Raw genomic sequence first — 20341 nt, 5'->3', positions numbered from 1 at the left:
GGTGCCCTGTGGAACGTCCGTACGTCCCGCAAGGCACCCCTGCCCCGGCCGCCCGGCCGCCCGGCTGCCCGGGAGCCGGGAGCCGGAAGCCGGGAGCCCCCTAGTCGAAGAGGTCCGTCTCGGTGCGCACGATCTGCTGGTACAGCGGCTGGTAGTTGATCCAGGCGACCAGGTCGTTGCCCAGCTGTTCACGCGTGTGGACGGCGCTGTGGTGGTCGATCAGCACCGGCTTGCCGGCGGCCTTGGCGGTCAGCTGGACCTGGCAGGAGCGCTCCATCGTGAGGAACCACCACGCCGCCGCGTCCACCGAGTCGCCGACCGTCAGCAGCCCGTGGTTGCGCAGGATCACCGCCTTGTGGGGCCCGAGGGCGGCCGCGATCCGCCGCCCTTCCTCCTCGTCGACCACCACGCCCGTGTAGTCGTCGAAGAGCGCATGGTCCTCATAGAACGCGCAGACGTCCTGGGTGATCGGCTCCAGCAGCTCGCCGAGCGAGGACAGCGCCCTGCCGTAGGTGGAGTGGCTGTGCGCGGCCGCGATGACGTCGGGGCGGGCCTGGTGGACCTGGGAATGGATGGCGAACGCCGCCTGGTTGACGTGGTACCGGCCGTCGACGACCTTTCCCTCCGCGTTCACCATGATCAGATCGCTGACCCTGAGGTGCCGGAAGGACATCCCGAACGGGTTGACCCAGAAGCAGTGCGGGAACTCCGGGTCGCGCACGGTGATATGGCCCGCGACGCCCTCCTCGAAGCCATGGCGCCCGAAGAGACGCAGCGCCGCGACCAGGCGTTCCTTGCGGTAGCGCCGCTCGCCCTCGACGGTCGCATGCGTCGGCGGCATCGCGAAGTGCAGCTGATCGGTGGGTATGGGCGTCGGCTCGGGCATCGCGGCCCTCCTCTGGCACGTACGGCGTGATGCTCGATGCGGAAGGTACCTTCCGCTACCGCAGGTAAACAGGGCCGCGACCGGCGCACTTCCCGCAGCCTGCATGATGAGGGCACCAGGAACGGCAGCAGAGGGGGCACACCATGAGGGCCATATCGGTCAGCAGGGACATCGTCGCCACACCGCGGGAGCTCTTCGACATCCTCCGGGCCCCGGCCCGGCACGCCGAGTTGGACGGTTCGGGGATGCTGCGCGGCCGCCCGCAGGGGCCGTCGCCGCTGGGGCCCGGCGACCGGTTCAGCATGGGGATGGCACAGGCCCGGATCGCGTACCGGTCGGTGAATGTCGTGGTGGAGTACGAGAAGGACCGGCTCATCGCCTGGGAGACCTGGGGTGAGTTCCGCGGCCGGCGGCTGGTCGGCGGGCAGCGCTGGCGCTACGAGCTGACGCCCGTGAACGGCACGGAGGGCGCGGAGGGCACGGACGGCGACGGCGACGGGGACGGGGACGGGGACGGGGGCAGGGGCACCACCCGGGTCACCCACACCTTTGACTGGTCGCGCGCCCGGCTCCCCCGTCTCATCGTCGAACTCCCCGGCTACCCACGACGGATGGGTCCGGCGATGGCCACGACGCTGGAGCGGCTGGCCTCGGCCGTAGAGGGCTGAGCACGCGGCTTCCGCCGCACCGCCGTCGCCCGCCGACCCGATGCCCCCGCCCCGGGCGTTCCTCCCGGGAGCGGGCGCGGCCAGGCCGGCAACGACAACGCCGCCGCTCAGCAGGCCGAGCGGCGGCGTCATCAGGCGACCGGCGGGATCACCCCGGCCCCAAGGGTGGGATCACTCCCACTCGATGGTGCCCGGGGGCTTGCTGGTGACATCGAGGACGACGCGGTTGACCTCGGCGACCTCGTTGGTGATGCGGGTGGAGATCCGGGCCAGGACCTCGTACGGCATCCGGGTCCAGTCCGCGGTCATAGCGTCCTCGGAGGACACCGGGCGCAGCACGATCGGGTGGCCGTACGTCCGGCCGTCGCCCTGGACGCCGACCGAGCGGACATCCGCGAGCAGGACCACCGGGCACTGCCAGATCTCGCGGTCCAGACCGGCCGCGGTCAGCTCCTCGCGGGCGATGGCGTCGGCCTCGCGCAGCAGGTCGAGGCGCTCCTTGGTGACCTCGCCGACGATGCGGATGCCCAGGCCGGGGCCGGGGAACGGCTGGCGGTGGACGATCTCGTCCGGCAGGCCGAGCTCCGAGCCGACCATCCGGACCTCGTCCTTGAACAGCTGGCGCAGCGGCTCGACGAGCTGGAACTCGATGTCGTCGGGGAGCCCGCCGACGTTGTGGTGCGACTTGATGTTGGCGGTGCCCGTGCCGCCGCCGGACTCGACGATGTCCGGGTAGAGCGTGCCCTGGACCAGGAAGGCGACTTCCTCGCCCTCGGCGCCGGCCTCGGCGACCAGCTCGGCCTGGGCCTGCTCGAAGACCCGGATGAACTCCCGGCCGATGATCTTCCGCTTCTGCTCGGGGTCGCTGACCCCCGCCAGCGCGGTCAGGAAGCGCTCCTCGGCGTCGACGACCTTCAGCTGGACGCCGGTGGCGGCCACGAAGTCCTTCTCGACCTGCACGGACTCGCCCTTGCGCTGGAGGCCGTGGTCGACGTAGACGCAGGTCAGCTGCTCGCCGATGGCCTTCTGCACGATCGCGGCGGCCACCGAGGAGTCCACCCCGCCGGACAGCCCGCAGATGGCGCGCTTGCTGCCGACCTGGGCGCGGATCGCGGCGACCTGCTCCTCGACCACGCTGGTGGTGGTCCAGCTCGGCTCGATGCCCGCGCCGCGGTAGAGGAAGTGCTCCAGCACCTGCTGGCCGTGCGTGGAGTGCATGACCTCGGGGTGGTACTGGACGCCGTAGAGCTTCTTCTCGTCGTTCTCGAAGGCGGCGACCGGGACCACGTCCGTGGACGCGGTGACCGTGAAGCCCTCGGGGGCGGCGGAGCAGGCGTCACCGTGCGACATCCACACCGACTGCTCGGCGGGGGTGCCCTCGAACAGGGTGGAGCCGGGGCGGGAGACGGTCAGCGGGGTACGGCCGTACTCACGGGCGCCGGTGTTGTCGACGGTGCCACCGAGGGTGGTGGCCATGAGCTGGAAGCCGTAGCACATGCCGAAGACCGGGACACCTGCCTCGAACAGGGAGCGGTCGAGGCTGGGGGCGTCCTCGGCGTAGACCGACGAGGGACCGCCGGAGAGGATGATCGCCTTCGGGTTCTTGGCGAGCATCTCCGCCACCGGCATGGTGGACGGCACGATCTCGCTGTAGACCCGGGCCTCTCGGACCCGGCGGGCGATGAGCTGGGCGTACTGTGCGCCGAAGTCGACTACGAGGACGACGTCCGGGGCAGCGGCAGGGGGCGCTGATGGCACTTCGGCGGCCTTCCGGCGGTGTGGAGCAGGGGTTGGACTTTCGATTCTAACGGGCTCATACTGAGCCCCATGAACAAGCAGCTGACCTTCGTCTTTACCTATGGCACCGGCCCAACCGGCTGCCATGGTCGTGCTGCTTGATCCACTGACGAGCACCTCCCCAGGCGCCCCGGGCCGACAAGGTCCGGGGCGCCTGCGTCTGTCCGGACCCCTCGCGGCTCCGGGGCCACTCACCCCAGGAGATACGGACATGAGCACCCCCACCAGCACCGCCCCCGACACCGGCGCCCGCTCCCCCGAGGCCGCCGGGATCATCACCGACGCCCGGCAGCGGATCGACGACCTCGACGGCCGGATCATCGGTCTCGTCCAGGAACGGATGGCCGTCTCGGCCGTCATCCAGCACGAGCGCGTCACCTCCGGCGGACGGCGGGTGAATCTCTCCCGCGAGATGGAGATCCTCGCCCACTACCGCGACCAGCTCGGCAAGCCGGGCACCGCGCTGGCGATGACGCTGCTGGAGCTTTCCCGGGGCCAGATCTGAGGCGGTACGGCTCAGCGGCACGGATCAGCGGCGTGGCCAGTTTTGGCTGGTGTGCGGTCGGTTTTGCGGCCGGGCAGGCGCGTGAAGAAACGCACGCGCCCCGGCGCAGCTGCCGGATCTGAGTTCGGTTGCCGACTCACCCGTACGGCGCGTGACCGGCCGCTGCGAGGCTTCGTTGTTCCCGGTGCCACGCCAGCCAGGCGCGGCCTGCACGACTACGCGTAGACGCCGCCCCACGGGCGGAAACCCGGAGCGATGAGACGCCGGCCGCCAGCCGCGGCCCGCGTCGTGGGACCTCGCTCCGTGCCGTGGCCGGTCAGCAGGGGACAGCAGCCCGGTCACATCCGATGGGGTGGTCGGTCCTGGGGACGCCCGGGACCGACCGCATCCGGTCGAAATGGTTGCGCCAGGTGAGGCGTATCCAGGACGATGCTTGACGAACGAAGCACCGCATCCGGTAGGGACCGTGCACCGCCACTGGTCCGACCGGCGCGGGCTCCGCACCCTCGCGCACCACCCCGAAAGCCAGCGGCGCTCCCCCCCCCCCAGCGCCGCCCCTCGGTGCCGGCGCTGCCCTGACGCCGGCACCGAAAGCCAAGGGCCCCGTGGCCGTCCGCAACCCCCCTCGCGGACGGCGTCCGGGGCCCTTCGCTGTGCCCGGGGTGCGCCCGGCGCACGCCCGCCGCCGAGCCAAAGCTGTGCACTGCCTTTGTGAATCCTGTGAGGCCGCTGTGACAGGTGTGATCGGCATCACGGCGGCGGTTCTGGTTGAGTGAACAACCTTTTTCGGCCATGGCCGGTCATGTACGTGCAATCGCACGGCCATCCCGCGCCCCACCGCGACGGCCCGCAACCACTTGTGCCGGAAACCGGCACTTTGGACCCGAGAGGTCTTCTCGATGAAGCTTCGCCGTGCCCTGACGGCTGCCGCCGCGACGGCCGTCATAGCCCCCGCCGCCCTGCTGGCGGCCCCTGCCGCGTACGCGACCGGCCCCGAGACCGAGTCCACCGCGAGCGCCGAGCCCACGCCGGGCACCCCTGGCTCGGAGCAGACCGACGCGCCCACCACGCAGCCGGAGACCCCGGACGCCGGTGACGAGAACGCGACGGACGACACCACGCCGGGCGACACCACCCCGGGCGACGACACCGAGCCCGGCGAGGAGACCGGGGGCGGTGACGCCACCGGCCCGACCGCCCCGGCCACCCCCGGCGGCGACACCAAGCCCAGTGGTTCGCCCAAGCCCTCCACCTCGGCCAAGCCCACCGAGCCGGGCGAGCCCGGTGACGAGGACGAGTGCACGGTCGATGACGCCGCCATCAAGGTGACCGTCGCCAACCTGCCCTCCAAGCTCGTCGCGGGCGGCGGCTGGAAGGGCTTCAGCGTGCAGCTGGCCAACACCACGGACCGGACGCTGGACGAGGTCTACCCGGTCATCTACGCGGTGCCGACCGGCGACCTCGACCACCCCAAGTCGCAGCTCGACCTGGAGTACCAGAACCCGGACACCGGCAAGTGGACCTCGTTCGACGAGTGGACCGACGGGGAGTACTTCGGCTGGTTCCAGCTCGACGCGCACCAGACCGCCGAGCTGAAGATGCGGATCCGTGCCGACAAGGGCGCCACGCCCGGTGACGGCTTCGCGCTGGTGGCGGGCGACTACCAGAACCAGGACGGCTCCTGCGGCTGGTCCGAGGAGCAGTGGTACGACTTCACCATCCTGTCGGCCGGCAGCAACCCGGGCGAGATCCCGCCGGCCAAGCCCGGTAAGCCCGGCAACAAGCCCGGTACGCAGGGCGGCGGGAAGCCGGTCAACACCGGTAAGCCCAAGGACGGTATGGACAAGCTGCCGGTGACCGGCAACCTGGCCGAGACCGGTGCCTCCTCCGCGCTGCCGACCCTCGGCCTCGTGGGCGGGGTCGCCATGGTCGTGGGCGCGGGAGCGATCTTCGTGGTCCGTCGCCGTAAGACGGATGGCGCCGCCGCGTAACGGCAGGCACAGAAGAGGAGGGCCGCACCCGGTTCGGGGTGCGGCCCTCCGTCGTACGTGCGCGGGAGAGGCTCTAGGAGAGCGACTTCTTCGGCGGGACCGGCGGGACCGCCACGAAGGGCAGGTTCAGCGCGCCGAACGCCTTCTTGGGGACGGCGGGGCGGACCGGCTCGACCGGTGCCAGCCGGCGGTAGGCGCGGCCCGGGGCGGGACGCGGGTCGGCCTCGCCCTTGTTGGGCCACAGCGACATCGCGCGCTCGGCCTGCGCGGTGATGGTCAGGGACGGGTTGACGCCCAGGTTGGCGGAGACCGCGGCGCCGTCGACGACCGAGATGCCCGGGTGGCCGTAGAGGCGGTGGTACGGGTCGATGACCCCGTGGTCGGCGTCGGCGCCGATCGGGCAGCCGCCCAGGAAGTGCGCGGTCAGCGGCGTCCCCATCAGCTCGCCGACATTGCTGCCCGCGAAGCCGTTGATCTCCTGCGCGAGCAGCGTGGCCGCCTCGGTGGCCTCGGGGATCTGCTCGGGGTTCGGTGCGCCATGGCCCTGGCGGGCGGTGAGCAGGCCCTTGCCGAGGCCGTCCGGCTTGCGGTAGGCCGTCAGGGAGTTGTCCAGCGACTGCATCACCAGGCCGATGATGGTGCGCTCCGACCAGCGGCGGTTGGAGAGCGACCGGAGCAGCAGCAGCGGATGCCGCAGACAGTTCGCGGCCCACCGGCCGGCGCGCGAGCCGCGGCCGTCGACGGGCACCTGGAGGATGGACATCGCGCCCATCGCGTTGGAGCCCTTGCCGTAGCGGACCGGCTCGATATGGGTGTGGGCGTCGGGGTGGATGGACGAGGTGATCGCGACCCCGCGGGTGAAGTCGGCCTTGGTGCCGTGCCGCTTGCGGTAGCGGCGGTTGTCGGTCTGCGCGCCCACCAGCGCCTCGGAGTTCGTCCGGGTCAGCTCGCCCAGCCGGCCGGAGATGCCGGGCAGCAGTCCGCTGTCCTTCATCTTGTGCAGCAGGGTCTGGGTGCCGTACGTGCCGGCGGCGAGGACGACCCGGCGGGCGGTGAAGGTGCGGCCCCGGCCCTTGCGCTTGTTGTCGGTGGGGAGGGTGGCGAGGGCGAAACCGCCGCGGGAGTCCTCGGTGACGGTGACGACGGAGGTCATCGGGTGGATGACGGCGCCGGCCCGCTCGGCGAGGTGGAGGTAGTTCTCGTTGAGGGTGTTCTTGGCACCGTGCCGGCATCCGGTCATGCACTCGCCGCACTCCATACAGGCCCTACGGGACGGGCCCTGGCCGCCGAAGTAGGGGTCGGGCACCTCCGTGCCCGGTGCCGTCTTCGAGGTCCCGTCCGCATCCTCGCCGTCCCCGAAGAACACCCCCACCGGCGCGAGATGGAAGGAGTCGCCGACGCCCATCTTGTCCGCGGCCTCCTTGAGGTGGACGTCGGAGGGCGTCATCGTCGGATTGAGGCGGACCCCCAGCATCCGCTTGGCCTGGTCGTAGTAGGGGGCCAACTCCTTCTGCCAGTCGGTGATATCGGCCCACTGGCGGTCCTCGAAGAACGGCTTCGGGGGGACGTAGAGGGTGTTGGCGTAGTTGAGCGAGCCGCCGCCGACGCCCGCGCCGGCCAGCACCATGACCTTGCCGAGCAGATGCACCCGCTGGATGCCGTAGCAGCCGAGGGCCGGGGCCCACAGATAGTTGCGGATGTCCCAGGAGTTCTTCGGCAGGGTCTGCCGGGTGAAGCGGCGGCCGGCTTCGAGGACGCCGACGCGATAGCCCTTCTCGGTCAGCCGCAGTGCGGAGACCGAGCCGCCGAAGCCGGAGCCGACGACGAGCACGTCGTAGTCGTAGCCGTCGTCCGGTGCGGCGGGGGCGTCGGCGGCCTCCCGGTCGCTGTTGCCGTCCTGATTTCGGGCAGAGTTCTCCTGGGGCACTGGCTCTCCCTGCTGCTTTGGTTAGCGGAGTCGGAACGCCTTCATCGCGCGCAGGCTGCGGCTCATGAACTGTGCGTACGCCTCGTCGGTCATGCCGAAGGACGGGGCGAGCGGCAGCAGGCGCTGGTGGGCGACGGTCTGTGCCTCGGTGTACTTGAGGATGCCCTCGGAGCCGTGCCGGCGGCCCAGGCCCGAATCGCCCATGCCGCCCATCGGCGCCTGCACGCTGGCGTACCCGGCGGCGTAGGACTCGTTGACGTTGACCGTGCCGGTCCGCATCCGGGCGGCGACCGCGCGGCCACGGCGGCCGTCCTTGGTCCAGACGCTGGAATTCAGCCCGTACGGGGTGGCGTTGGCGAGTGCCACCGCCTCGTCCTCGTCGCGGAACCGGTAGATCGAGACGACCGGGCCGAAGGTCTCCTCGTCGCAGACCGCCATCGGGGCCTGCACGCCGTCGAGGATGGTCGGCTCGTAGAACAGCGGGCCGATGTCGGGGCGGGCGCGGCCGCCGGCGACCAGCGTGGCGCCCTTGGCGACGGCCTCCTCGACATGGCGGGTGACGGTCTCCAGCTGGCGCTCGCCGACCAGGGAGCCCATGTCGGCGCCGTAGGCCAGGGCGTTGCCCAGCCGCATCGCCTTCGTCCGGGCGGCGAACCGCTGGAGGAAGTCGTCGGCGATGGACTCGTGGACGTAGAGCCGCTCGATGGAGATGCACAGCTGGCCGGCGGAGGCGAAGCAGCCGCGGACGGCGCCGGCGGCGGCCTTCTCCACATCGGCGTCCCGGAGCACCAACATGGCGTTCTTGCCGCCGAGTTCGAGGGAGACGCCGACCAGCCGGGCGGCGGCGCCCTGGGCGACCTCGCGGCCCGTACGGGTCGAGCCGGTGAAGGAGACGTAGTCGGCGTGCGCGACGACCGCGGGGCCGACGACCGGGCCCTCGCCGATCACGACCTGCCAGACGTCCTCCGGCAGCCCGGCCTCGATGAGCTGCTCACGGGCCCACAGCGCGGTCAGCGCGGTCTCCGTGTCGGGCTTCATGACGACGGCGTTGCCCGCGACGAAGGCCGGCAGGGCATCGCCGACGGACAGCTCGAAGGGGTAGTTCCAGGGGGCTATCTGCCCCACGACGCCCCGGGGCTGGCGGAGTTCGGTGACCTTGGTGAGGGTCGGCACGACGCCGGTGCGGGCCTTGGGCTTGAGGTAGGCATGGGCCCTGCGGCCGTAGTGGCGGGCGGTGACGGCGACCGCCTGGATTTCCTCATGGGCGTGCAGCCGCGCCTTGCCGGTCTCCAGCTGGATCAGGTCGAGCACCTCGGCCTGGCGGCGCAGCACCAGGTCATGGAAGCGCAGCAGGACCGCGGCACGCTGCTTGACCGGGACCTTCGCCCAGCGCTCCTGGGCGGCGCGGGCGCGCTCGAAGGCGGTGGCGACGTCCTCGGGGGTGGACTCGGGCAGGTCGGCCAGCTTCTCCCCGGTGAAGGGGGTGTGGTTGGCGGTACGGCCTCCCCCGCTCACCACACCGCGGGTCAGCCGGGCGGCGATCTCGGGGGTGACCACCTCCGCCGCGGTACGGGCGCCCGCGGGGGCGGGGGCGACCGGGTTGCCTCCGGCGGGGGCTTCGTCGGGCGCGGTGGCCACGGGGGCGTCCATGGGGGCCTCGGTGGGGGCCTCCGCGGCGGAGGCAGCTGTTCCGGTGTCCTGCGAGTCCGTCATGCGGGCGAGCGTATGCCTCCCCCGGCGCTTTGTGTACCCGGCAGTAATGAGTTTTCACGCGGCACGCACAATCGTGCCAGTGTCCGCTGGCCGCAAGGGCGCCGGCCTGGGACGACCGGACGGCCCGCGATCACGTCCCGGACAGCCGGAACGCGTCGACCGCGGTGTCGAAGTGCCGCTTGGCCTCGGTGCGCGAGGCGACCGGGGAGGAGATCCACACATCGATCATCCGGCCGCCCTCGTCCCAGCTGAGGTCGTAGGTGTACCGCGCGCCGCCGTCCTGGGAACTGCCGTCCCAGACGAACTCCCAGAGTCCGGCCTGGAGGCCGTTGTGGGTGGTCTCGGTGACCTGCCCCTGGCGGTAACCGCGGTAATCGGCGGGGCCGTTGGCGTGCGCCGTGCGCATCGCGCCCAGCGGCCCCTCCGGCACCTGCTGCTGAAGCTGGACGCCGATCCGGAACCGCTTGCCCTGGGAGTAGTAGTAGACGCGGTCGTTCTCATAGGACCGGGTGAAGCCCTCGGGGACGGCGAGGGCGAAGCCGGCCGGGTCGCGGACGAGGCGGTAGCCGGCCGGGACCTTCGTGGCGCCTCCGGCCGCCGGTGGCGCGGTGACGGTGGGTTCCGCCGTGCCGGAGCCGCCGTCCTTCGAGGGCCCGGTGGCCGAGGCCTGCTGGGACCGGCTGGGCCGGCCGCCCGTGCCGGTGCCGTTGCCGTGGTCGGCTCCGCCCTGGTTCATCAGCAGCACCGCGAGGCCCGCACCGGCGCCGCCGATCACCACCGCCGCGAGGGCGACCAGCAGGGCGGTGCGGGCGCGGCCGGTGTGCGGGCGGGCGGCCGCGGCCAGCGCCCGGTCGTCGAGCGCGTCCCGGATCGGCATGCCCGGGGTGCGGCCGCCCGTCCGGCCGCCGGGCCGTCCGGCGCCCCCTGCGGAAGGTGTACGGCCGGGAGCGGCCGGGCCGGGGGGCGGCGTACCCGCGACCGGCGGGTCCTCGCTGGACGGGTGCTCGCCGGGCGGGGGTTCACCGGGCAGCCCGCCGCCGGGGACGTCGTACAGGGGGGCGTGGACGTCGGGCCCGTGGTAGCGCGGGGTGTTCGGGCCGCCGGGGAACGGGCCGCCCGCCACGGCCTCGGCCGCGAGCCCCGCGGCACCGGCGCCGTGACCGCCGTGCTCGCCATGACCGCCCCGGTCACCATGGCCACCATGGCCACGACCGGCCCCGTGTCCCGGCGGCCCGCCCGGCCCGCGTTCCGGGGCGCGGCCCGACTGGAGATAGCCGCGCAGCAGCCGCTCCGTCTCGGTGACACCCAGCCGCCGCTCCGGCTCCCGCTCCAGCAGACCGTCCACCACGGCGTGCAACGGGCGGGCGGATTCCGGGAGTTCGATCTCGTCGTACACCACCGCGTGCAGCACCCCGCCCAACGAGTCGCGGTGGAACGGCGAGGCACCGCTGAGCGCCGCGCACAGCAGCACCCCGAGCGACCAGAGGTCGGCCTCCGGGCCGGTGCCGCGCCCGGCCATCCGCTCCGGCGCGGTGTATTCGGGCGAGCCGACGAAGCCGCCGGTGTCGGTCAGCGTCGTGACGCCGGGCACCTGGGCGATCCCGAAGTCGGTGAGCACGACCCGGCCGGTGCCCGACTCCATCAGGACGTTGGCGGGTTTGATGTCACGGTGCAGCACCCCGCGGGCGTGCGCGGCGCGCAGCGCGCCCAGCAGCGCGACGCCGATCCGGGCCGCCTCGCGCGGCGCGACCGGTCCGCCGCTCTGCAGCCGGTCGGCCAGCGACGCGCCCTCGACCAGCTCCATCACGATCCACGGCCGGCCGTCCTGCTCGACGACGTCATGCACGACGATCACATTGGGATGCTTGATCTGCGCGACGGTCCGCGCCTCCCGCATCGCCCGCTCACGCTGCACCCGCGCCTCGGGTTCGGCCGTTCCCTCGTCCAAGTGCAGTTCTTTCACCGCTACTTGACGTCCCAGCACTTCATCGGTGGCCCGCCAGACCGTTCCCATTCCGCCGCGGCCCAGCCGTATTCCCAGGCGGTACCGGCCACCGATCAGTCGGCCCTCGCCCCCGAAGATCCCCATGGCCCCATCTTGCCGCACGGCCGCCCTTCCGGCAGGGGCGGCACCCCTCGTCCGGCCATGGTCATGCGCACCCTGCCGCTGACCTGGTCCGCTGTGGTCCACTGCCCTCATGGAGGCAGTTGTGGCAAGCGTCGTGGCCGTACCGGGCGCCCTGTTGGGTTCAGTTGCGGGCCACCACGCGCCAGGGGATCCGGACTTCATCGCGGCCACGGCGCGGTATGTGCGCTGATCAACCGGGCGGGAGCCGGACGACACGGGGTGGAACCTCCACCGGCTCTCCCGCCGTCCTTGACACAGTGAGGCCGTTGTACGGGAACTGCCGGTACGGCGGCCACGAGAGGCGGATCGGGGGTCGGTCATGGTGATGCAGGACGGTGGAACGGTGGATGTCCGCCCGGGGCCCGATCCGCGGCGGGCCGCCCCGGAGCACAGCGGCGCCTATCTCGCCACCGGGCTGTGCCTGACGCTGTACGCCGGAGTGCTGGGCGCCTGGACGGTCTTCGGCATCACCCAAGGGGACGGCAGCACCTGGGACTTCGTCGAGGGCCTGTTCAACCCGGGCGCCTCCCCCACGACCCAGATCCTCGGGCCGTACGAATGGGCCTTCACCGCCGCGTTCCTGGTGATCGCCGGGCTCATGCTGGCCCAGCGGCGGGTGGCGCGCTCCGCTGCGCTGCTGTCCGGTTTCGTACTGCTCGCCCTCTCGCTGCGCGAGGGCGTGGGCCTGCTCCATGCCGCCTACCGCCACCAGTACACCAACGACCCGCTGGGCAGCTGGGCTCTCGCCACCCGCGGGCTGGGGGTGGTGGTGGCGCTGGTCGTGCTGTTCTCGATGTTCCCGGCCACCGAGCGGCGGCAGGACGCCCCGCCGCCCGCGGCCGGCGCGACCGGACCCGAGGCCCAGTGGCGCCGGCTGTCCCGGATCTGCGGGGTGCTGTTCCTGGTCATGGCGCTGGCCGAACTCGGCTGGGCGGTCCGCGACATGACCGCCACCGGGACGGACACCGGCCGCTATCTGCGCGGGGTCGTGGACGGTTCGGTTCTCGGCGCGCTCGATCTCGCCGCGTCCGCCGAGTTCACCACCGTCGGCTCGGTGCTCGTCCTGCTGATCCTCGGGGTGCTGGCCCTCCGGGGGCGCCGGGAAGTCCGGGGCGCGCTCCTGGTGTTCGCGGCGCTGGAGCTGTACATGACCGTACGGACGGTGGTCTGGCTGACCGTCTCCGACTTCTTCAACCGCTCCTTCGAGACCACCGAGGGCGCCCTCTCCATGGCCACGACGGCCTACGGCCTGGCCGCCATGACCTCGGTCGTCGTCCTGGCCACCGGCCGCGGCATCGGCCCGTACGACGGCCGCCGCCCGGAAGGGATCCGGACGGCGGCGGTGGGACGGGAGGGCTGGCTGTGAGGGACGTACGGGCCGGCGGGCGGCCTGCGCTGTGCTGTGCGGAGCCCGGGAACTGAGCTCCGCCCGGCCCGCATGAGCCGCCCGTGACCCGCCCCGCCCTCATGACCCGACGGGCTGCTCCGCGGCGTTGTCGTGGTCCGGGGCGCCGTCAGCGGCGGCCGGGATCCGGCGCGGCAGTCTCGCGGCCACGACGATCGTCACCACGGTGAGGGCGGCGGCGACACCGAAGGCCAGCTTCATCCCGCTCAGTGCCGCGGGCGCGGCGGCGACGCCGTCGGCGACCAGATGACCGCTGCGCGCGGACATCACGGTCACCACCAGCGCGGTCCCGAACGCCGCGGCGACTTGCTGCAACGTCCCGAGCATCGAGCTGCCGTGCGAGTACAGATGCGGCGGAAGCGCGCCCATGCCCAGCGTGAAGACGGGGGTGAACGTCGCCGCCAGGCTCACCATCAGCAGCGTGTGCAGTGCCAGCACCTGCCAGTACGGCATCGTCATCGAGACCTGGGTGAAGCCGCCGAGGGAGAGCACCATGCCGATCGAGCCGGGCAGGACCAGCGGCCGGCTGCCGAACCGGTCGAACAGCTTCCCCACGGTCGGACCGAGCAGTCCCATCGCCAGACCACCCGGCATGACCAGCAGGCCGGTCTCCAGCGGGCTGAGTCCGCGCATGTTCTGGAGGTAGAGCGGCAGCAGGATCATCGACCCGAGCATCGCCAGGAAGCCGACGGAGATGAGGGCCAGGGACAGTCCGTAGGTGCGGTGCTTGAGGGTGCGCAGGTCCATCAGCGGCACGCCGGTGCGCTGCAGCTTCAGCTGACGGACCACGAAGACCGCGATGGCCGCGACTCCGGCGACGACGATCCCGATGCCGAGCCCGACCCGGTCGCCGGATTCACCGAGGAGGCTCAGGCCGTACACCAGGCCGCCGAAGCCGAGCGTCGCCAGGGAGACGCTGAGCCAGTCGATGGAGCTCACCTGCGGCTCGCCGATGTTGTCCATCTTGCGCAGCCCGAACAGGGTCACCAGACCCGCGATCGGCAGCACGACCACGAACAGCATGCGCCAGGAGCCGGCCTGAAGGACGAGCCCGGACACGGCGGGTCCGAGCGCGGGCGCCACCGAGATCGCCAGGGTGACGTTGCCCATCACCCGGCCGCGGTCGTGCTCGGGCACCACGATCATCAGCGTGGTCATCAGCAGGGGCATCATCACGGCGGTGCCGGCGGCCTGCACGATCCGGCCCAGCAGCAGCACCTCGAAGGAGGGCGCGACGGCGGACAGCGCGGTCCCCGCGAGGAAGACGCCCATCGCGATGGCGTACGCCTGGCGGGTGGTGACCCGCTGAAGGAACCAGCCGGTCACCGGAATGACGGCGGCCATGGTCAGCATGAACGCGGTGGAGACCCACTGCGCCGACTGCTCGGTGATGTGCAACGAGTCCATCAGCCGCGGGATGGCGTTGACCAGGATCGTCTCGTTCAGGATCACCACGAACGTGGCGAGCACCAGTAGCCGCACCACGGTCGGTATGCGGCCCGCCTTCGCGGCCGGTTGTTCTTGGATTACAGCTGTCACGGCAGCACCTCGCTGGGGTTCCTGGTCACAGTCGCCTCGCAGCCAGGGGCTGTCGGCACGAACACGGTCGGTGGATTGTCATTGGAGACCGATAGGCATGGCAGAACTCATCGGCCGGCCCGAGTGTTCCGTACCCGCGGGCTGATTTCATCCGATTTTATGCCTGCTCGCGAGGACATCCGTCGACGACGCCATGACCGGCGGCCCACGTTTCGGCGACGCGCGCCACCACTCCGGGAACCTGCTTCACCAGCGGCTTTGAGGGAGTGACAGGCCGTGCTCCGGCGGTGCGGGGGAGATCCCCCTCCGAACCGCCCCCGCACGCCAAAGGCGGCCGCCGCGTGTGGGGGTCGCGGCGGCCGCCGATGTGAACTGCACCGCGTCCTGGGCTCGGGGCTCCTTCAGTGGTGCAGCATGAGAACCACTCTGCCCGTGGGGGACCCCCCGCGGCATCCTCCAGAGGTCGCGGGATCACCCCCGCCGCTCGGCGGGGGTGCGGATCCGTCGCAGGGCGGGCCCGGGTGACAGGGGAACGGAATCGCGCAGCGCCGGGCGGTTCCGCGGATGCGGGTGGGTGCGAAGGAGAAAGGGGCGGCCGGTGATCCGTGTCGCTGTGGTGGACGACGAGCGGCTGGTCAGATCGGGACTGCGGATGATTCTGGGGACCGCCCCGGACATCGAGATGGTCGCGGACTGCGGCGGCGCCGAGGCCGTGGAGACCGTGCTGCGCTGTGCGGCCGATGTCGTGCTGCTGGACATCCGTATGCCGGACGTGGACGGGCTGACCGTACTGCGCGGGCTGCGCGCCGCCCCGGAGCCGCCCGCGGTGGCGATGCTGACCACCTTCGACGCCCAGGAGTATCTGACCGCGGCGCTGCGTGAGGGCGCGGCCGGGTTCCTGCTGAAGGACTCCGACCCGGAGCAACTCGTACGGGCCGTACGGACGCTGGCGGAGGGCGGGAGCGTGCTCGACCCGGGCGTCACGCGGGCGGTGATCGGGGGCTATCTGACCGCCGAGGACCAGGCGTCGGCGGCGCGGGCGGTCAGCGGGCTGACGCCGCGGGAGTCGGAGGTGCTCGCCCTGCTCGGCGAGGGTCTGGCCAACGCCCAGATAGCCGGGCGGATGGGGCTCGCCCCCAGTACGGTCAAGGACCATGTGCGCGCCCTGTTGGGGAAGTTGGGCGGAATCAACCGCATCCAGGCGGCCATCGTCGCCGACCGCGCCGGCCTGGTGACGGGCGATCCCCGGGGGGCGTGGTGAGGGCCCGGGGCGGGCGGAGCCGGCTGCGGGCCCGCGCGGGGCGGGCGGTGGCCCGCGGGGAGGCGAAGGGGCGGGCGCTGGGGCACGGGGCACCGGTGCGGCGGCTGCGCGCCCTGGCTCCCGTGGTGGTCCCGGTGCTGCTGGCGATCGCCGACGCGATGCTGGTCAACGGCCTCGAACTCGACCTGGAGGTCGGTGTCTCGATGCTGGCGGCGGCGGCCCTGGTGCTGCGCCGGCGCTTCCCGCTGCTGGTGTTCCTCTTCACGCTCCCCGGGCTCTACATCGGCTACATCTGGTTCGCGCCGATGATCGGGCTCTACACCCTGGCCGTCCGCCGGCCCGGCCGGGCGCGGCTCGGCATCTGTGCGGTGCTGCTGATCGCCGCGCACTTCTTCCCGTATCCGATCACCGACTTCGAGCTCACCGTCTACCGAGAGAACACCCTGGTGCTGATCGACGCCTGCGTCACCTCGGCCGCACCGATCGCCCTGGGCCTGCTGGTGCGCACCCGACAGGAACTCGCCTCCCGTGTCGAGGACCTGACCCGCAGCCTGCGCCGGGAGGACCGGCTGCTCGCGGACCGGGTCAAGACCACCGAACGCGCCCGGCTGGCCCGTGAGATGCATGACGTGGTGGCCCATCAGGTCAGTCTGATCAGCCTTCAGGCGGGGGCGGTGCAGGTCAGCACGGAGGACCCGGCGGCGCGCGCGGGCGCCAGGACGATCCGGGAGCTGTCGGTGCGGACGCTGGAGGAGCTGCGGCACATGGTGGGCGTGCTGCGGGCGGACGGCGGTGAGGCGGCGGAGGCGCACCGGCTGGCGCCGCAGCCGGACTTGACGGAGCTGCCGCGGCTGATCGAGATGAGCGCGCTGGATGTGACGTACGAGGGCGGGGTGGCGGCCGGGACGAGCGGCACGAAGACGGTGGAGCGGGCGGCGTTCCGTACGGTCCAGGAGGCGCTCACCAACATCCGCAAGCACGCACCGGGGGCGCGGGTCCGGGTACGGGTGGATCCGGTGGACGCGGTGCGGGGCGAAGGCTCCGGACGGGGCGAGGGTTCCGGACGGGCGGATGGTTCCGGAGGGGCAGGTGGTTCCGGACGGGCAGCTGGTTCCGGACGGGCCGAGGAGAGCCGTGCGGCGCACGGGCTGCGGGTGGAGATCCGCAACGGGCCGCCGGACGCGACGGCGACGGTTCCCGCGCTTCCCGGGGGCGGGCACGGGCTGGTGGGGCTGCGCGAGCGCGCGCAGAGCCTCGGCGGGACGCTGGAGGCGCGTCATACCTCCGACGGCGGCTTCGTCGTACGGGCGGAGTTTCCGTACGGAGCGGGGTGAATCAGACAGGAGCGGGCGTACGGGGGCAGAAGGCGTGCCCGGACGGGGTCAGGCGGAGAGCGGCGCGGCGGCCTCGTCGACGGCGGTGCGCAGGTCCGGATAGACCTCGAAGAGCCGGCGCACACCCAGGGCGGCCAGCACCCGGTTGACGTGCGAGCCGTCCACGGCGCCCTGCGCGGGGAGGATCAGCCGCAGCCGTCCCTGACAGGAGCGCATCAGACGGCGGGCGGCGATCAGCACACCGACGCCGCTGGAATCACAGAACCGCACCTCGGAGAGGTCGAGGACGACCGATCTCCGGCCGTCCGCCACCGCGTCGTGCACATGCTGGCGCACCGCGGGCGACGTGACCAGGTCCATCTCCCCCGACACCTGGAGTACGGCCCACGGGCCCTGTTCGTCCTCTGCCACCTTCAACGACACGCGCTCGAAGCCTTTCGCTCGCTTTCGGACCGGATGGGCCCGGCTCCATCCGGAACTCATCCTTCCCCGCCTCGACTGCCCGGCCTCTCTCCCCTGAAACTCTTCTGAATCCCTGGCTCAACAGGCAGTCGGCCTAAGGCTATGCCCCAGCGGCCGCACCTTTTCGCCGACATCTGGTCACACACGGATAACACATCACCGTATGTGGACACGAACGATCGGCATCGATCGGCTCCGATCGGGCAGTATCGCCACAAAGCGAGGCCATCCGTCGTGAGGTCCTTACCACCCCGGTCCCCGTCGGGGACTGGGTTTGCCGCAAAGGAGCGTGCGTTGTCAGACCCGCGCATTACATTCGGTAGCACGGTGGTTTCTGTGAGCGTGCGTACAGCTCCGGGTGTGCGTGCGCGTGCGGAAGTGACGGCTGAGGAGTGAGCCCGGAGGCGACGGGCAGGGATGGGGTTCCTATGGGACACGACGCGCCACCGCGCTGGGACAGGCGGATGCAACAGCGGCTCGCCCACGGCGAGGCCGCGGCGCTGGGCGAGCTCTACGACCGCTTCGCCTCGCTCGTGCACAGCCTCGCCCACCGTGTCCTGGACGACGAGGACGCCGCCGACCGCCTCACCCGCGAGGTGTTCACCTACATCTGGGAACACCCCGATTCCTACGACCCCAAGCAGGGCCCGCTGCGCTCCTGGATCGCGGGGGTCACCCGCCATCAGGCCGTCCAGCGGCTGCGCCAGACCGAAGTGGCCTCGGCGCGCGACTGCGGAGACGGTGCCCCGGCGCCCGCCGAGATAGAGCAGAAGATCCGCGAGGCATCCACCGCCGCCCGCGCCGACTACATCGTCACGTCCATGCCCGCGCCCCTGCGGGCCGCACTGGAGCTGGCGTACTTCCAGCGCCGGGACTACCGCCAGACCGCCGCCGACCTCGGCGTCACCGAGGACGAGGCCCGCCGCCGGCTCCGCCTGGGCCTGCAACTGCTCTCCACCGCCCATCACCACCACGCCCTGCCGCCCGGCCACCGCGCCCCGTACACCGCCCGCGGCCCACGCTCCGCCCCCACGGCCCCCACCGCGCCACCGGGGCCGCACGCTCCCCGCGGCCCGCTGCCGTCGCACTCCCCGCACACCGGCCCGGGATCCTCCGCACCACCCGGTCCGGGCCATGGGCGGTCGCGGTGAAGGGCCCCGACGAATGGGACGGCCGCGAGCTGCCCGGCAGCCCCGGTGAGCGGCCGCGGATACCCTCCCCGCGCTCCGCGGTCGAGGACCACGGCCCCCTTCCGGACAGCCCGCCGGTACCCGTCCACGACCCGGCGAGCGACACCACCGAGACCCTCCCAGCGGCCGGGCCCGGGTCCGAGCCGCCCGCCGCGCCCCAGCCGCTCCCGGACCCGGATCCCGCCCCGCCGCACCGCGTCCTCAAGTCGCTGCTCGGCGCCTGGGCGCTGGCGGCCTGCTCCGCCGAGGAGACCACCGCCGTCGAGGCACATCTGACCGACTGCGCCTCCTGCGCGGACGAGGCGCTGCGGCTGCGCGATGCCGTCGGGCTGCTGCACCCCGCCGACAGCCTCGACCTCGATCCGCTGCTGCGCTCCCGCGTCCTGGAGGGCGCCCTGGTCCGGCGGCCGGCCCGTATCCCGGTGCCCGACTGGGCGGCGCCGTACGACGCGGAGACCGCCAAGCTGGATGCGCTGCTGCATGACATGGGCGAGGCGGAGTGGCGCGCTCCGGTGCGGCTGCGCTGGTTCGAGGGCGACCGCCCGGTCGAGCGGGAGACCACCGTCGCCGGTGTCATGGGGCATCTGATGGCGGTGGACGGCCTGGTCGCGACGGCCCTCGGGCTGACCGACCCGCTCGGCACCGCCGCCCCGCCCGGCACCCCGGACCCCCTCATCCGTACGGAAACGTTCTGGCGCGCGGCACACGAGACGCAGCGTCCGCTGACCGTCCACGCCCCGTGGCGCGACCAGAGTTACGCGCTGATGCGGCAGGTGTCGTTCGCCGGCAGCAGGGTCGCCGAACTCGCCGTCCCGTACGGCGACTTCCGGCTCGCGCTGCGCGACTCGTTCCTGGACCGCGCCTTCGAGTGCTGGGTGCACGCCGGCGATATCGCGGAGGCGGTGGACTACCCGTATGTGCCGCCGGCCGCCGCGCATCTCCACCAGATGGTCGACCTCGCCGCCCGGCTGCTGCCCAGTGCGCTGGCCGACCGCCGCCGGGCCGGGCTCGCCGCGCCGCCGCAGCGGCTGGTCGAGGCGGGCGCCCCGGGCCGTACGCTCCATCTGGAGGTCGAGGGCAACGGCGGCGGCCACTGGTACATAGCGCTGGACTCACCGGCCGCGCTGGGCACCCCGGAGCGCACCGTCGCCCATATCGCCCTGGACAGCGCCGAGTTCTGCCAGCTGGCCGCGGGCCATATCTCCCCCGAGGAGGCCGCAGCGGGCCAGGACGGCGAACGCGACGCGATCCGCGAGGTGCTCTTCGCGACCGCGTCGCTGTCCCGCCTCTGAGGGCCGGCCGGTCGAGGGCCGGCCGGTAGAGGCTCGCCCGTAGAGGCAGGCCCGTAGGGGGCGGTCGAACACGTCCCGTAGGGGGTCCGGGCGCCCCCTCGGGGCCACAACGTGAGAGGTGCGGAGGGTATTTCCCGGGGCGGTGGGCAATGCGCCCGCGAGGACGCCGCCCCGGAGGCCCTCCGCCCCGGACGACCGCCCGGCTGCCGCTCGCCCTACGCGAAGACGACCGCCCGGAGGCCC

15 protein-coding genes are annotated in these 20341 nt (G+C 72.4%); 8 read left to right on the top strand and 7 right to left on the bottom strand.

Features of this window, described 5'->3' with window-relative positions; translation table 11 throughout:
* Window positions 1–100: 100 nt before the first annotated feature.
* Window positions 101–991: a class II aldolase/adducin family protein gene (locus ACZ4XD_RS02460; protein ID WP_468037402.1), complete on the bottom strand. Its 891-nt coding sequence runs from the start codon at window positions 989–991 to the stop codon at window positions 101–103.
* Between the two features lie 38 nt (window positions 992–1029).
* On the opposite strand from ACZ4XD_RS02460, the gene ACZ4XD_RS02455 reads away from it, so the two are divergent.
* Window positions 1030–1554 carry an SRPBCC family protein gene (locus tag ACZ4XD_RS02455; protein ID WP_468037400.1) on the top strand — a complete coding sequence of 175 codons (525 nt, stop codon included), beginning with the start codon at window positions 1030–1032 and terminating at the stop codon, window positions 1552–1554.
* A 171-nt stretch (window positions 1555–1725) separates the two neighbouring features.
* Here ACZ4XD_RS02455 and guaA read toward each other — a convergent pair whose 3' ends face one another.
* Entirely contained in the window at window positions 1726–3312 is a 1587-nt protein-coding gene (guaA, locus tag ACZ4XD_RS02450; protein WP_468037399.1) for a glutamine-hydrolyzing GMP synthase, read from the bottom strand.
* A 250-nt stretch (window positions 3313–3562) separates the two neighbouring features.
* On the opposite strand from guaA, the gene ACZ4XD_RS02445 reads away from it, so the two are divergent.
* The gene (locus ACZ4XD_RS02445; protein WP_468037397.1) at window positions 3563–3856 is read left to right on the top strand and encodes a chorismate mutase; all 294 of its coding nucleotides are present in this window, start codon (window positions 3563–3565) and stop codon (window positions 3854–3856) included.
* Window positions 3857–4755: 899 nt separating this feature from the next.
* Window positions 4756–5847: an LPXTG cell wall anchor domain-containing protein gene (locus tag ACZ4XD_RS02440; protein ID WP_468037395.1), complete on the top strand. Its 1092-nt coding sequence runs from the start codon at window positions 4756–4758 to the stop codon at window positions 5845–5847.
* 73 nt (window positions 5848–5920) lie between these two features.
* Here ACZ4XD_RS02440 and ACZ4XD_RS02435 read toward each other — a convergent pair whose 3' ends face one another.
* The 3 genes from ACZ4XD_RS02435 to ACZ4XD_RS02425 form a co-directional block, all read right to left on the bottom strand.
* Window positions 5921–7774 carry a GMC oxidoreductase gene (locus ACZ4XD_RS02435; RefSeq protein ID WP_468037393.1) on the bottom strand — a complete coding sequence of 618 codons (1854 nt, stop codon included), beginning with the start codon at window positions 7772–7774 and terminating at the stop codon, window positions 5921–5923.
* Between the two features lie 21 nt (window positions 7775–7795).
* Window positions 7796–9424, bottom strand: coding sequence for a succinic semialdehyde dehydrogenase (locus tag ACZ4XD_RS02430; protein WP_468037770.1), 1629 nt, complete (start codon window positions 9422–9424; stop codon window positions 7796–7798).
* Between the two features lie 193 nt (window positions 9425–9617).
* Window positions 9618–11576 (bottom strand): serine/threonine-protein kinase, encoded by a 1959-nt coding sequence (locus tag ACZ4XD_RS02425; RefSeq protein ID WP_468037391.1) that lies wholly within the window; start codon window positions 11574–11576, stop codon window positions 9618–9620.
* A gap of 358 nt (window positions 11577–11934) precedes the next feature.
* On the opposite strand from ACZ4XD_RS02425, the gene ACZ4XD_RS02420 reads away from it, so the two are divergent.
* Window positions 11935–12981, top strand: coding sequence for a hypothetical protein (locus ACZ4XD_RS02420; protein ID WP_468037389.1), 1047 nt, complete (start codon window positions 11935–11937; stop codon window positions 12979–12981).
* A 99-nt stretch (window positions 12982–13080) separates the two neighbouring features.
* Here ACZ4XD_RS02420 and ACZ4XD_RS02415 read toward each other — a convergent pair whose 3' ends face one another.
* Window positions 13081–14559, bottom strand: coding sequence for an MDR family MFS transporter (locus tag ACZ4XD_RS02415; protein ID WP_468037387.1), 1479 nt, complete (start codon window positions 14557–14559; stop codon window positions 13081–13083).
* A gap of 598 nt (window positions 14560–15157) precedes the next feature.
* On the opposite strand from ACZ4XD_RS02415, the gene ACZ4XD_RS02410 reads away from it, so the two are divergent.
* Both ACZ4XD_RS02410 and ACZ4XD_RS02405 read left to right on the top strand, forming a co-directional pair.
* Window positions 15158–15820, top strand: coding sequence for a response regulator (locus ACZ4XD_RS02410; RefSeq protein WP_168480985.1), 663 nt, complete (start codon window positions 15158–15160; stop codon window positions 15818–15820).
* Window positions 15821–15867: 47 nt separating this feature from the next.
* Entirely contained in the window at window positions 15868–17154 is a 1287-nt protein-coding gene (locus ACZ4XD_RS02405; protein WP_468037385.1) for a sensor histidine kinase, read from the top strand.
* A 48-nt stretch (window positions 17155–17202) separates the two neighbouring features.
* Here ACZ4XD_RS02405 and ACZ4XD_RS02400 read toward each other — a convergent pair whose 3' ends face one another.
* The gene (locus ACZ4XD_RS02400) at window positions 17203–17577 is read right to left on the bottom strand and encodes an STAS domain-containing protein (RefSeq protein WP_085926917.1); all 375 of its coding nucleotides are present in this window, start codon (window positions 17575–17577) and stop codon (window positions 17203–17205) included.
* 467 nt (window positions 17578–18044) lie between these two features.
* On the opposite strand from ACZ4XD_RS02400, the gene ACZ4XD_RS02395 reads away from it, so the two are divergent.
* Both ACZ4XD_RS02395 and ACZ4XD_RS02390 read left to right on the top strand, forming a co-directional pair.
* Window positions 18045–18767, top strand: a complete 723-nt coding sequence (locus ACZ4XD_RS02395; RefSeq protein ID WP_468037383.1) for an RNA polymerase sigma factor — start codon at window positions 18045–18047, stop codon at window positions 18765–18767.
* Window positions 18764–20098 (top strand): zf-HC2 domain-containing protein, encoded by a 1335-nt coding sequence (locus ACZ4XD_RS02390; protein WP_468037381.1) that lies wholly within the window; start codon window positions 18764–18766, stop codon window positions 20096–20098. Before ACZ4XD_RS02395 ends, ACZ4XD_RS02390 begins: the two co-directional genes overlap by 4 nt.
* The last annotated feature ends 243 nt before the right edge of the window (window positions 20099–20341 follow it).

This window comes from Streptomyces sp. NPDC029466 (assembly GCF_055574515.1).
The sequence above is the reverse complement of the archived record's forward strand: the minus strand, read 5'-3'. Positions and strand labels throughout refer to the sequence as shown.